This is a genomic window from Bradyrhizobium sp. 62B, assembly GCF_030272265.2.
Lineage (GTDB): Bacteria > Pseudomonadota > Alphaproteobacteria > Rhizobiales > Xanthobacteraceae > Bradyrhizobium.
This window is the reverse complement of record NZ_CP092841.2, coordinates 3,762,910-3,776,377: the sequence shown is the minus strand read 5'-3', so window position 1 is coordinate 3,776,377 and position 13,468 is coordinate 3,762,910. Positions and strand designations below refer to the sequence as shown.

The following is a 13,468-nucleotide window of genomic DNA, read 5'->3' as shown; positions in this document are numbered from 1 at the left end:
CCCGCGTATGGTTACCCACGCGTTCGTGAAGGCGGTTGATCGATGATGGACTGGCGATCCCGGCAGGATTCGAACCTGCAACCCTCAGAGTAGAAATCTGATGCTCTATCCAGTTGAGCTACGGGACCGTCTCGAGCCGCCCCGGCGGGGGGCTGCTCATCTACCATGCCATTATGAAAAATATCATCTTTCGCCAAGCCTGAACCGAACCGTTTTCCTCAATGGCGCGACAAAGCGAGACGGTGGCATGTCAGGGTGCCGGGTTTAGCGGCAGCGGACTGGACGATGGATCACATCGCCGGGAACGCTGGCCAGCTTCCGGGATGTGGCCGCCGGACGACGGGTCAGGTATTGCTGCGCCATCAGGACGGCGTGCACGGCATTATCTCGATCGGTCTCCTCTGGGCTTGCCTTTTCATGGCGAATGCGACGATTTGCACCTTTGGTTCCATCGCCTTGAGTCCGTCACCTTTCCGCGCATTTCATGCTGCCTGCGGGCGGCTGTCCGCGATTTCCGGGAGTCCATCATGATCGGTCTTGTTCGCGCCGTCACATTCTGCGCCACGCTGGCGCTCGGCCTTTGCGCGGCGCAAGCCGCAGACAAGGCGTTCAAGCGCGACGACCTCGCCGATTCCGCGATCAAGCTGGAGGCCCAGATCAAGGGCGAGGCAGGGCCGGTCGCCAAGACCAATGCGACGCTGAAGACGGACGCCGACGCCGCTTTCCGGCGCAATGATTATCGCACGGGGCTATCGGTGCTCGGCCAGATCGCGGCCACCACGCCGGAAGACACCGGCAACTGGCTGCGGCTCGCCAAGGTCATCTTCCAGATCTCGCCGAAGAGCTCGAGCGAGCAGACCTTCCTGCTGGAGCGCGCCTCGACCGCGGCCTATATCGCCTACCAGCGCGCCGGCAATCCGGGCGAGGAGGCCGACGCGCTCGCGGTGCTCGGCAAGGCGATGGCCGAACGCAAGCTGTGGCGGCCGGCGCTGGATGCGCTGCGATTGTCGCTCGACATGCGCGAGGTCGCCGACGTCCGCGGCCAATACGAGAAGATGCGCGACGAGCACGGCTTCCGGCTGCTCGACTACACCGTGGACTCGGATTCGGCGAGCCCGCGCGCCTGCTTCCAGTTCTCCGAGGAATTGGCCAAGCGCACCGACTTCGCGCCGTTCCTGGCGCTGGCGGGCCAGGACAAGCCGGCGCTGTCGGCCGAGGGCAAGCAGCTCTGCGTCGACGGGCTGAAGCATGGCGAGCGCTACAACATCAATTTGCGCGCCGGTCTGCCGTCCACGGTGAAGGAAGGCCTGCCGAAATCGGCCGAATTCAATATCTATGTGCGCGACCGCAAGCCTTTCGTGCGCTTCACCAGCCGGGCCTACGTGCTGCCGCGAACAGGCCAGCGCGGCATTCCCGTGGTCAGCGTCAACACGCCCGCGGTCAACATCAACGTGTTCCGTATCGGTGACCGCAACCTGATCAACACGGTGGTCGACAGCGACTTTCAGAAGACGCTGTCCAAGTATCAGCTCAGCGATCTCGGCGACGAGCGCGGCGTGAAGGTGTGGACCGGCGAGCTTGCGACGGCGATGACGCTGAACCAGGACGTCACCACGGCGTTCCCGGTCGACCAGGCGCTCGGCGAGCTCCAGCCCGGCGTCTACGTGATGACGGCCGCCGCCAAGGGCCCGGGCTCGGACGACGAATACCAGCTCGCAACGCAATGGTTCATCGTCTCCGATCTCGGCGTGTCCGCCTATTCCGGCAACGACGGTATCCACGTGTTCGTCAACTCGCTGGCTTCGACCGATCCGGTCGGGAAGGCCGAGGTGCGACTGGTTGCCCGCAACAACGAGATCCTGGCGACCCGCAAGACCGACGACAGCGGCCACGTCATGTTCGAGGCCGGCCTTGCGCGCGGCGAGGGCGGTCTGTCGCCGGCGATGCTGACCGTCACCGGCGAGAAGGCCGACTATGCCTTCCTCAGCCTGAAGTCCTCCGCCTTCGACCTGTCCGACCGCGGCGTCTCCGGCCGCGTGGTGCCGGCGGGGGCCGATGCCTTCGTCTATGCCGAGCGCGGCGTCTACCGTTCCAGCGAAACCGTCTATCTTACCGCGCTGCTCCGCGACGGGCAGGGCAATGCCGTGACCGGCGGGCCGATGACGCTGGTGATCGAACGCCCCGACGGCGTCGAATTCCGCCGGGCCGTGCTGGCCGACCAGGGCGCTGGCGGCCGGACGCTGGCCGTGCCGCTCAATTCGGCCGTGCCGACCGGGACCTGGCGGGCGCGCGCGTTCACCGACCCGAAGGGCTCTTCAGTCGGCGAGACCACCTTCATGGTCGAGGATTACGTTCCTGATCGGATCGAATTCGACTTGTCCGCCAAGGACAAGCTGATCAAAGCTAACACTCCTGTGGAGCTTAAGGCGGACGGCCATTTCCTCTATGGCGCGCCGGCCTCGGGCCTCGCGCTCGAAGGCGACATGCTGATCGCGCCCGCTTCCGAGCGTCCCGGCTTTGCCGGCTACCAGTTCGGCGTCGCCGACGAGGAGACCAATTCGAACGAGCGCACGCCGCTCGAGAACCTGCCCGAGGCCGACGCCAATGGCGTTGCGACCTTCCCGGTGACGCTGGACAAGCAGCCGGCCTCGACCCGCCCGCAAGAGGCCCAGATCTTCGTGCGGATGGTGGAGACTGGCGGCCGCGCCGTCGAACGCAAGATCGTGCTGCCGGTTGCGCCCAGCGTGGCGCAGATCGGCATCAAGCCACTGTTCGGCGACAAGAACGTCGCCGAGGGCGACAAGGCCGAGTTCGACGTCGTGTTCGTCTCGCCCGAGGGTGAGCGACTGCGCCGCGACGGCCTGCGTTACGAGCTCCTGAAGATGGAGTCGCGCTACCAATGGTATCGCCAGAACAATTACTGGGAGTACGAGCCGGTCAAGTCGACCTCGCGCGTCGCTGACGGTGACGTCGCCGTTGCCGCCGACAAGCCGGCGCGCATCTCGCTCAGCCCGCAACCCGGCCGCTACCGGCTCGACGTGAAGTCGAACGATGCCGATGGCCCTGTCACCTCGGTGCAGTTCGATGTCGGCTGGTATTCCGACGGCAGCGCCGACACGCCGGACCTCTTGGAGACCTCGATCGACAAGCCGCAATACGCCTCCGGTGACACCATGACGGTGTCGGTCAATGTCCGCAGCGCCGGTAAGCTGACCATCAACGTGCTCGGCGACCGCCTGCTCACGACGCAGACCATTGACGTCAAGGAAGGCACCGCACAGGTGAAGTTGCCGGTCGGCAAGGACTGGGGCACCGGTGCCTATGTCGTGGCGACGTTGCGTCGTCCGCTGGATGCCGCCGCCCAGCGCATGCCCGGCCGAGCGATCGGGCTGAAATGGTTCGGCATCGACAAGCAGGCCCGCACGTTGCAGGTAAAGCTGTCGCCGCCGGCTTTGATCCGGCCGAATTCGGCACTGAAGATTCCGGTCAAGCTCGACGGGCTCAATCCGGGCGAGGACGCCAAGATCGTGATCGCCGCGGTCGATGTCGGCATCCTCAACCTCACCAATTACAAGCCGCCGGCGCCGGACGATTACTATCTTGGCCAGCGCCGCCTGAGCGCCGAGATCCGCGATCTCTATGGGCAATTGATCGACGGCATGTCCGGCACGCGAGGTCAGATCAAGTCCGGCGGCGATGCCGGTGCAGGCGAATTGCAGGGCTCGCCGCCCACGCAAAAGCCGCTCGCGCTCTATTCGGGCATCGTGACCGTCGCCGCTGATGGTACCGCGGAAGTCAGCTTCGACATTCCGGAGTTCGCGGGCACCGCGCGCGTGATGGCGGTGGCGTGGACAGCCACCAAGCTCGGCCGCGCCAACACCGATGTGGTGATCCGCGACCCCGTCGTGCTGACCACGACCCTGCCGCGCTTCCTGCTCAACGGCGACCACGGCACGGTCAACCTCGAGATCGACAATGTCGAGGGCCAGGCCGGCGACTACGTCATCAACGTGAAGACGGGCGGGCCGGTAAAGATGTCAGGCAATCCCGCAACCACGGTGAAGCTCGCCGCCAAGCAGCGCAATTCGTTCTCGCTCGCGGTCGACGCGACCGCGGCGGGGCAGGCGACGCTCGACGTCGACATCAAGGGGCCGAGCGGCCTGACGCTGGCGCGCCATTATGCGTTCGACGTCAAGGCGGCGACGCAGGTGCTGGCGCGGCGTTCGATCCGGACGCTCGCAAAGGGCGAGAGCCTGACGCTGACCTCGGACATGTTCTCCGACCTCGTGCCGGGCACCGGCAGCGTCTCGGTCTCGGCGAGCCTGTCCACCGCGCTCGATGCGGCGACGATCCTGAAGGCGCTCGACCGCTATCCCTATGGCTGCTCGGAGCAGATCACGAGCCGCGCCATGCCGTTGCTCTATGTCAACGACCTGGCTGCCGGCGCGCATCTCGCGATGGACACCGAGGTCGACCAGCGCATCCGCGACGCGATCGAGCGGCTCCTGGCCCGTCAGGGCTCCAATGGCTCGTTCGGCCTGTGGTCGGCGGGCGGCGACGATGCCTGGCTCGATGCGTACGTGACGGATTTCCTGACCCGTGCCCGCGAGAAGGGCTTTACGGTGCCGGACGTGCTGTTCAAGAACGCGCTCGACCGTGTCAGAAACTCCGTGGTCAACGGCAACGAGCCGGAGAAGGACGGCGGGCGCGATCTCGCTTACGGCCTCTACGTGCTCGCCCGCAACGGCGCGGCGCCGATCGGCGACCTCCGCTATCTCGCCGACACCAAGCTCGCCAACCTCGCGACGCCGATCGCGAAGTCGCAGCTTGCAGCGGCGCTCGCTCTGGTCGGCGACCGCAACCGCGCCGAACGGGTCTATGGTGCCGCGCTCGACAGCCTCGCGCCAAAGCCGGTGCTGGAGTTCGGCCGCACCGACTACGGCTCGCAGCTGCGCGACGCCGCGGCCCTGGTGTCGCTTGCGAGCGAAGGCAACGCGCCGAAGGCGACGCTGACGCAGGCTGTGTCGCGGGTCGAGACCGCGCGCGGGCTGACGCCCTACACCTCCACGCAGGAGAATGCGTGGCTGGTGCTGGCGGCGCGCGCTCTCGCCAAGGAGAACCTGTCCATGGAAGTGGACGGCCAGCCGGTCAAGACTGCGCTCTATCGCAGCTACAAGGCGGATACGCTGAGCGGCAAGCCGCTCAAGATCACCAACACCGGCGATGCGCCGGTGCAGGCGGTGGTCTCGGTGTCGGGCTCGCCGGTGACGCCGGAGCCGGCGGCCTCGAACGGCTTCAAGATCGAGCGCAATTACTTCACGCTCGACGGCAAGCCCGCCGATATCAGCAAGGTGAAGCAGAACCAGCGCTTCGCGGTGGTGCTCAAGATCACCGAGGCGAAGCCCGAGTACGGCCACATCATGGTGTCCGACTATCTGCCGGCCGGCCTCGAGATCGACAACCCGAAGCTGGTCTCGTCGGGCGACAGCGGCACGCTGGACTGGATCGAGGACGGCGAGGAGCCTGAAAACACCGAGTTCCGCGACGACCGCTTCACCGCCGCGGTGGACCGTGCCTCGGATTCCAAGGCGGTGTTCACCGTGGCCTATGTCGTCAGCGTGGTGTCACCCGGCAAATACGTGCTGCCGCAGGCCTATGTCGAGGACATGTACAACCCCTCGCGCTATGGCCGGACGAGCACGGGCAGTGTCGAGGTGCGGGCGGCGAAGTGAGTGTGGGCTCGAATCCGAGTGAAGTGAATGAGCACAGCGGAGCCGCATAGACAGTCGTCATGCCCGGGCAAAAGCGCGAAGCGCGTCTTCGCGCAGATGCCCCGGGCATCCACGGCTGCACGGGCGGTGGGCGACGGCGTGGATGGCCGGGTCAAGCCCGGCCATGACGGTCAGAGAGGGCGGTTTGCCTTTCGGGTCCTGTCGGTCGCTGCGTTCACCTTCATCCTCGCCATCATCGGCTTCGTCGGCTGGGTCTACTCTCTTGGCCCTCTGCCCCTCGAAGAAGCGCGACAAGTCTCCACCACGATCGTCGATCGCAATGGCAAGCTGCTGCGCGCCTATGCGATGGCGGATGGCCGCTGGCGGCTGCCGGTCGATGCCAAGGCCAATGTCGACCCGACCTTCCTGAAATTGCTGCTCGCCTATGAAGACCAGCGCTTCTACGCCCATGACGGCATCGACCCGCTGGCGCTGGGGCGTGCTGCGCTCCAGCTCACGACGCGCGGCCACATCGTCTCGGGCGGCTCGACCATCAGCATGCAACTCGCCCGGCTGATGGAGCCGCGACGGCAGCGCTCGCTCTATGCCAAGCTGCGGCAGATGGTGCGTGCGATCGAGATCGAGCGAACCCTGAGTAAGGAACAGATCCTCGATCTCTATCTCGCGCTCGCGCCTTATGGCGGCAATCTCGAGGGCATCCGCGCCGCCTCGATCGGCTATCTCGGCAAGGAGCCGAAGCGTCTGTCGCTGGCCGAAGCCGCGCTGCTGGTGGCGCTGCCGCAATCGCCGGAGACGCGCCGGCTCGACCGCCATCCCGAGGCCGCGCGCAAGGCCCGCGACCGCGTGCTCGACCGCATGGTCGAGGAGCAGGTGGTCAGCGCAGACGACGCACGGCAGGCCAAGGCCGTGCCTGTACCGAAACTGCGCAAACCGATGCCGATCCTGGCGCCGCATGCGTCTGACACTGCGCTATCGACGGTCAAGGACAAGCCGGTCATCAAGCTCACGCTCGATGCGAACTTGCAGAAGGTGCTGGAGCCGCTGGCGCGCGACCGCGCCCTTGCACTGGGCGCGAACATCTCGGTCGGCATCATCGTGATCGACAATGAGAGCGGCGACGTGCTCGCCCGCGTCGGTTCGGCCGATTATTTCGATGAGAGCCGGGCAGGGCAGGTCGACATGACCCGCGCGATCCGTTCGCCGGGCTCGACGCTGAAACCCTTCATCTACGGGCTCGCCTTCGAGGACGGCTTCGTTCATCCGGAAAGCCTGATCGACGATCGTCCCGTCCGCTTCGGCTCCTACGCGCCGGAAAATTTCGACATGACCTTCCAGGGCACGGTGCCCGTGCGGAAGGCGCTGCAATTGTCGCTGAACGTGCCGGCGATCGTGCTGCTCGACCGCGTCGGCTCGAGCCGGCTCGCTTCGCGGCTGCGCCAGGCCGGCGGCAATCTCGTGTTGCCCAAGGACGAAGCGCCGGGGCTTGCCATGGGGCTCGGCGGCGTCGGCGTGACGCTGCAGGATCTCGCCCAGCTCTATGCGGGCTTCGCCCGTCTTGGCACCACCAAGCCGCTGCGCGAGGTCATGGCTGACAAGGACGACCGCGAGCCGCTCCGGCTCTTGGATCAGGTCGCGGCCTGGCAGGTCGGCAACGTGCTGTTGGGAACGCCCCCGCCGGAGAACGCCGCGCACAACCGCATCGCCTTCAAGACCGGCACCTCTTACGGCTATCGTGACGCCTGGTCGGTCGGGTTCGACGGCCGGATGACCATCGGCGTCTGGGTCGGGCGGCCCGACGGCGCGCCGGTTCCGGGCCTGATCGGACGCGTCGCCGCGGCCCCGATCCTGTTCGATGCCTTTGCCCGCACCGGCAGGACGCTGGTCCCGTTGCCGAAGCCGCCTAGGGGAACCCTTGTTGCCAGCAACGCCAAGCTGCCGCTGCCGCTGAAGCGGTTCCGCCCCGTCGGAGAGCTGGTGCGGACCGGCCGCGAGCAGGCGCTGCACATCCAGTTTCCGCTGAATGGTTCGCGGATCGATGTCGATCGCTCCGGGGGGCAGGAGAGTGCGGCAATGCCGGTCAAGGTCGCCGGCGGCGTTCTGCCCATGACCGTCATGGTTAACGGCACGGCGCTCGGCGAGATCGACGGCCGCCGCCAGCGGCTGATCGATCCACCCGGTCCCGGCTTTGCGCGGCTCACCGTGATCGATGCCACTGGCGCCGCAGACACAGTCGTCATTCGAATTCAATGAACCTGGCTCAAGCGGTTGTGGCGATGACGGTTTCAGCGTAAGCGGAACCAATGGCCGAGACCTATCCAGCCCCCCGTTTTGGAGCGCCCCGCGAGCCGAAATCGCCCGCAAATCCGGGCAGCCGGCTCGTGCGCATGCTCGATGTCGTGACAGTCAGCCACGCCCGCGCCGTCGCCTTCCTGCTGCTTTGCGCACTGCTGTTGTTCCTGCCGGGCTTCTTCACGATCCCGCCGATCGATCGCGACGAGGCGCGGTTCGCCCAAGCCACCAAGCAGATGGTCGAGAGCGGCGACTATGTCGATATCCGCTTCCAGGAGGACGTCCGCTACAAGAAGCCGGTCGGCATCTACTGGTTGCAATCGGCGACGGTGGAAGCGGCCTCGATGCTCAAGCTGCCGAAAGCCGAATTGCGGATCTGGGTCTACCGGTTGCCGTCGCTGTTCGGGGCGATCGGCGCCGTGCTCATGACCTATTGGGCCGCGCTGGGCTTCGTCACGCGGCGCGCCGCGGTGCTGGCGGCGCTGATGATGTGCGCTTCGGTGCTGTTAGGCGTCGAGGCGCGGCTCGCCAAGACCGATGCGATGCTGCTGCTCTGTGTGGTCGCCGCGATGGGGGCGATGGCGCGGGCCTATCTGTCCTGGCAGCGCGCCGAGGACGAAACGCATCCGCCCTGGAGCTGGCCCGCGATCTTCTGGACCGCGCTTGCCGTTGGCATCCTGATCAAGGGTCCGCTGATCCTGATGTTCGCAGGGCTGACCATCGTCGCGCTGGCGATCCAGGACCGCGACGCCTCCTGGCTGTGGAAGCTGCGCCCGGTCTGGGGCCTGATGTGGATGCTGGTGCTGGTGCTGCCCTGGTTCGTCGCGATCTTCTGGCGCGCGGGCGATGCCTTCTTCGCCGATTCCGTCGGCGGCGACATGCTCAGCAAGCTAGGCGCCCAGGAATCCCACGGCGCGCCGCCCGGGCTTTACCTGGCGCTGTTCTGGATCACGTTCTGGCCCGGCGCGCCGCTGGCGGCGATGGCGGCGCCCGCGGTGTGGCGGGCGCGGCGTGAGCCCGGCGCGCAGTTTCTACTGGCCTGGCTGATCCCGTCCTGGATCGTGTTCGAGGCGGTGCTGACCAAGCTGCCCCATTACGTGCTGCCGCTCTATCCGGCGATCGCCATTCTCACCGCAGGCGCCGTGGAGCGGCGCGTGCTGTCGCGCTCCTGGCTGATGCGAGGTTCGGCCTGGTGGTTCGCGATCCCCGCGGCCGCATCGATCATCGCGGTGGTCGGCGCTGTGATGCTGACGCGGCAGCCGGCCTTCGTGGCCTGGCCGTTCATCGCGGCGTCCCTGATCTTCGGCCTGCTTGCCTGGTGGCTCTACGATAACAATCACGCCGAGCGCTCGCTGCTCAACGCACTGGTTGCGGCTTTGATGCTGGCGGTGACGGTGTATGGCATCGTGCTGCCCTCGCTGGTGCCGCTGTTTCCCAGCATCGAGGTCGCGCGCGCGCTCCGCAACGTCACCTGCGTCGGGCCCAAGGCGGCTGCGGCGGGCTATCACGAGCCGAGCCTCGTGTTCCTGACGGGTACCCAGACGCTGCTCACCGACGGCTCGGGCGCGGCGGATTTCCTGCGGCAGGGAAGCTGCCGGTTCGCACTGATCGAGCAGCGCTCGGAGCGCAGCTTCGTGCAGCGTGCCGAGGCGATCGGGTTGCGCTACAAGGTCGGGACCCGCATCGACGGCTATAATTTCTCGCAAGGCCGCGCGATCTCGATCGCGATCTTCCGTTCCGAAGGCACCGAATAGGATGCCTGTTACGCCCAGCCCCGCGCCGCGTCCGGGCTATCCCGCGCAATTGCTCGCCGTCTCGAAGCAAGCGCTGGCGCAGCTTGTTCGCACGCCCTCACATTCACGCCGCGCGGAGGCCGCGCGAAAACTGGCGCGGCATTCGCTGTGGCTCAGCGCGGCAGGCGCAGCCCTGGTCATCGTGCTGATGGTCGCCTTCGACCAGACCGAGATCCAGTTGATGCCCGCGCGCGGCACGCCCAGCCTGTGGCCGATCCGCATCCTCACCGATTTCGGCAAGGACGAGTATCTGCTCTCGGTGCTGGGGGCCGCGCTGGTGGTGTTGGCGCTCGTTGCGGCAGGACTGCACGGGACTCGCCGCGCGCTGCTGCTCGGTCTCGGCACGCGGCTGCAATTTGTGTTTCTGTCGATTGCCGTGTCGGCATTCGTTGCCGAGATTCTGAAATACATCGTCGGCCGCGGACGTCCGTTTGTCGGCGGCAAGGCCAATCCGTTCAACTTCGTCCCGTTCGAGGGGACGGGGGCTTATGCCAGCTTGCCGTCAGGCCATGCCGTGGCCGCGTTCGCGCTGGCCTTTGCGGTATCGGCATTGTGGCCACGCCTGCGCGTGTTCATGTTCACTTACGCAATCGTGATCTTGCTGACGCGGCTGGTGCTGGTCGCGCATCACCCGAGCGACGTCGTGGCCGGCGCCCTGATCGGCACGGTCGGCGCCATGGCAGTCCGCTACTGGTTCGCGGCCCGAAGGCTGGGCTTTGCCATCCGCGCCGATGGCACCATCGTGCCGCTTGCGGGAGCGGTCTCGGGACGCCTCAAAAGGGTTGCCCACGGGGCATCCGCCCCATAAAAGCGGCTGCCTGCCGGGGCCGCCGGTTCCCCGAAGGGCAGGCCAATTCCAACCACGAGTCTCGATTTGTCGACGTCCCAGCCTTCGGTCTCCATCGTCGTTCCCGTGCGCAACGAAGCCGACAACATCGCGCCGCTGATCGCGGAGATCGGCGCGGCGCTCGACGGTCGCTGGGCCTACGAGATCATCTATGTCAACGACGGCTCGACCGATGCGACTGGCGAACGGATCGCGGCGCTGATGGCGCAGCGAGGCAACCTGCGCCAGCTCCGCCATGCCAGATCGGGCGGCCAATCCGCGGCCGTGCGCAGCGGCGTGCGCGCGGCGCGTGGGACGATCGTGGCGACGCTCGACGGCGACGGCCAGAACAATCCGGCCTTCCTGCCCGATCTGATCGCGGCGGTCGAGAAGGGCGCAGGGCGCGTCGGCCTCGCTGCCGGACAGCGCGTCGGACGCAAGGACACCGGTTTCAAGAAATTCCAGTCGCGCGTGGCCAACGGCGTCCGCAACGCCATCCTGAAGGACGGCACGCGCGATACCGGCTGCGGGTTGAAGGCATTCCGGCGCGAGGTTTTCCTGATGATGCCCTATTTCGATGGGCTGCATCGCTTCCTGCCGGCCTTGGTCCGCCGCGAAGGCTACGACATCGCCTATGTCGACGTGATCGACCGGCCGCGCCATTCCGGCGTGTCGAACTACGGCTTCTTCGACCGGCTGTGGATCGGCATCATGGATCTCGCCGGCGTGTGGTGGCTGATCCGCCGCAAGAAGCCGACACCAGATGTAACTGAGGTGAACGCATGATCATCCAATACGGTCAGGCGCTGAGCAATTATCTCTACGACGTCTTCGTCGCCAAGTTCGATTTCTGGCTGGCATTCGGCCTCGTCGCGCAGCTGTTCTTCACCGCGCGCTTTCTGGTGCAGTGGATCGCGAGCGAGCGCGCCGGCAACAGCGTGGTGCCGATGGCGTTCTGGTTCTGCTCGATGGGCGGCGGGCTGATGACGCTGGTTTACGGCGTCGTGAAGCGCGAGCCGGTCATCATCCTCGGACAAGCCTTGGCGACGATCATCTATATCCGCAACATCATGCTGATCATCAAGAACCGCGGCAGGGCCTCGAAGACGCTGGAGCGCTGAGCAGAGGCGCTAGCGCGGCAACGCCGAGGCCGCGCCCGAGGCGGGCAGGGCGGCCGTCTCCGCCTCGGTCCTGCGATAGGGCACGCCCGCCGCGTCCAGCACGGGGTAGGCGACCGAGCAGATATGCGAATGGATGCGCCTGAGGTCGCGCAGCACGTCGAGATGCAGCGACGTCGTTTCGATGGTTTCAGGGCGGCCCTCGCGCAGGCGGTCGAGATGGCGCTCGACCGCGGCAAGCTCGGTGTTGCGCAGCGCGGTTTTCTCCACCAGCAGCTTGCGCGCCTCGTTGGCGTCGCCCGACATGAAGACGCCGAACGCGATCCGCAGCGAATCCATCGTGCGCTTGTGGAAGGCGGCGAGCTCGTCGGCCCCTTCCGCCGAGAACTGGAAGCGCCGCTTGATCTTCTTGGTCGCGAGCTCGCTCAGGCTCTTGTCGATGATGTCGCCGATATGCTCGAGGTTGATGGCGAAGGAGATGATCTCCATCGCGCGCCGTCCTTCGCTCTCGTCGAGGCTGCCCCGCATCAGCTTGGTCACATAGAGCTTGATGGCCTCGTCGAGACCGTCGACGAAATTGTCCATCTTCGAGACCTGGTCGACCAGCGCACGATCGCCCGTCATCATCGCGGCCATCACCTTGCGCAGCATGACCTCGACGAGATCGCCCATGCGCAACGTCTCGCGGGCGGCGTCGGCGAGTGCCAGCGACGGCGTCTCCAGCGCGGTCTCGTCGAGATAGCGCGGCTTGGCCGGGTCGGCCTCCTGCACGCGATCCGGCAAGAGGCGGGTGAGCAGGCGCGACATGGCGTCGAGCAGGCCGATGAAGAGGACGGCCGTACCGACATTGAAGGCGATGTGGAAGGCCGCCGTCATCTTGGCCAGATCGGGCTGCCAGGCGTGCATGTGCTCGGCGATCGGGCCGAGGAACGGCAGGACGAGCGCGATGCCGACCACGCGGTTGACGAGATTGCCGACCGGCAGGCGGTAGCTCGCGGGATCGTCGCGCTTGGCGCCCTCGAACACGGGATTGATCGCGCTGCCGAGATTGGCCCCGAGCACCAGCGCCAGCGCTGCGTAGGGCGTGATGAATTGCGAATAGGCCAGCGACATGATTAGGAGCACGCTGGCGACGCTCGAATGCACCGCCCAGGTGACGAGGGCGGCGATGACGATGCACAAAATGGGATCGCCTGTGATGGCCGACATCACGACGCGGACGCCAGGCGCGTTCTCGGCCGGCGCCAGCGTGTCGAGCAGGATGTGCAGCGAGAGCAGCATCAGGCCGAGGCCGATGCAGACGCGGCCGATGTCCTTGATCCGCGAGCGCGGGCCGGAGCGGAACGCGACGAGGCCGAGCACGAACAGGACCGGCGCAACGGCTGCGATGTTGAACGACAGCACCTGCACGATCAGCGTCGTGCCGACATTGGCGCCCAGCATGATGGCGAGCGCGGCGGCGAGGCTGACAAGGCCTTCGGCCGCGAACGAGCTCGTGATCAGGGCGGTCGCCGTGCTGCTCTGGAGCAGCGCGGTGAGCCCGAGGCCGGCGGCAAAGGCGCTGACGCGATTGCTCAGCGCCTTGCCGAGCAGGCGCCGCAGGTCAGGGCCGAAAGCGCGCAGAATGCCGCTGTGGACCATATGCAGGCCCCACAACAACAGCGCCACGCCGCCCATAAGATCGAGCAGAACCAACGTTCCCATGCTCCG

At 66.5% G+C, this 13,468-nt stretch carries 8 protein-coding genes and 1 tRNA gene; 7 read left to right on the top strand and 2 right to left on the bottom strand.

Translation table 11 applies throughout. From position 1 onward, the window contains the following. Positions 1–51: 51 nt before the first annotated feature. Positions 52–128: transfer RNA gene (locus ML401_RS17650), tRNA-Arg, on the bottom strand. A 157-nt stretch (positions 129–285) separates the two neighbouring features. Between ML401_RS17650 and ML401_RS17645 the strand changes: the two genes are divergently transcribed. From ML401_RS17645 to ML401_RS17615, 7 genes are all read left to right on the top strand, one after another. Next, positions 286–531, top strand: a complete 246-nt coding sequence (locus tag ML401_RS17645; protein ID WP_211417111.1) for a hypothetical protein — start codon at positions 286–288, stop codon at positions 529–531. Then, positions 528–5,732 carry an alpha-2-macroglobulin gene (locus ML401_RS17640; protein ID WP_285812581.1) on the top strand — a complete coding sequence of 1,735 codons (5,205 nt, stop codon included), beginning with the start codon at positions 528–530 and terminating at the stop codon, positions 5,730–5,732. The genes ML401_RS17645 and ML401_RS17640 overlap by 4 nt, the downstream gene beginning before the upstream one ends. Before the next feature lie 27 nt (positions 5,733–5,759). After that, positions 5,760–7,982, top strand: coding sequence for a penicillin-binding protein 1C (gene pbpC / locus ML401_RS17635; protein ID WP_376717278.1), 2,223 nt, complete (start codon positions 5,760–5,762; stop codon positions 7,980–7,982). 50 nt (positions 7,983–8,032) lie between these two features. After that, positions 8,033–9,775, top strand: coding sequence for a glycosyltransferase family 39 protein (locus tag ML401_RS17630; RefSeq protein WP_194402148.1), 1,743 nt, complete (start codon positions 8,033–8,035; stop codon positions 9,773–9,775). Position 9,776: 1 nt separating this feature from the next. Beyond that, positions 9,777–10,622, top strand: a complete 846-nt coding sequence (locus tag ML401_RS17625) for a phosphatase PAP2 family protein (RefSeq protein WP_211417109.1) — start codon at positions 9,777–9,779, stop codon at positions 10,620–10,622. Positions 10,623–10,688: 66 nt separating this feature from the next. Continuing rightward, positions 10,689–11,426, top strand: coding sequence for a glycosyltransferase family 2 protein (locus tag ML401_RS17620; RefSeq protein WP_211417108.1), 738 nt, complete (start codon positions 10,689–10,691; stop codon positions 11,424–11,426). Continuing rightward, complete coding sequence (locus ML401_RS17615; RefSeq protein WP_038957186.1) at positions 11,423–11,761, top strand: lipid-A-disaccharide synthase N-terminal domain-containing protein; 339 nt, start codon at positions 11,423–11,425, stop codon at positions 11,759–11,761. The genes ML401_RS17620 and ML401_RS17615 overlap by 4 nt, the downstream gene beginning before the upstream one ends. Before the next feature lie 9 nt (positions 11,762–11,770). On the opposite strand, the gene ML401_RS17610 is transcribed toward ML401_RS17615, so the two are convergent. Then, positions 11,771–13,462, bottom strand: a complete 1,692-nt coding sequence (locus ML401_RS17610) for a Na/Pi cotransporter family protein (protein ID WP_194402145.1) — start codon at positions 13,460–13,462, stop codon at positions 11,771–11,773. Between the last annotated feature and the right edge of the window lie 6 nt (positions 13,463–13,468).

What these genes read in the sequence shown, in the direction of transcription:
- ML401_RS17645 (WP_211417111.1), top strand. Translation starts at nt 286, where the DNA reads ATGGATCACATCGCCGGGAACGCTGGCCAGCTTCCGGGATGTGGCCGC.
- ML401_RS17640 (WP_285812581.1), top strand. Translation starts at nt 528, where the DNA reads ATGATCGGTCTTGTTCGCGCCGTCACATTCTGCGCCACGCTGGCGCTC.
- pbpC (WP_376717278.1), top strand. Translation starts at nt 5,760, where the DNA reads ATGAGCACAGCGGAGCCGCATAGACAGTCGTCATGCCCGGGCAAAAGC.
- ML401_RS17630 (WP_194402148.1), top strand. Translation starts at nt 8,033, where the DNA reads ATGGCCGAGACCTATCCAGCCCCCCGTTTTGGAGCGCCCCGCGAGCCG.
- ML401_RS17625 (WP_211417109.1), top strand. Translation starts at nt 9,777, where the DNA reads ATGCCTGTTACGCCCAGCCCCGCGCCGCGTCCGGGCTATCCCGCGCAA.
- ML401_RS17615 (WP_038957186.1), top strand. Translation starts at nt 11,423, where the DNA reads ATGATCATCCAATACGGTCAGGCGCTGAGCAATTATCTCTACGACGTC.
- ML401_RS17610 (WP_194402145.1), bottom strand. Translation starts at nt 13,462, where the DNA reads ATGGGAACGTTGGTTCTGCTCGATCTTATGGGCGGCGTGGCGCTGTTG.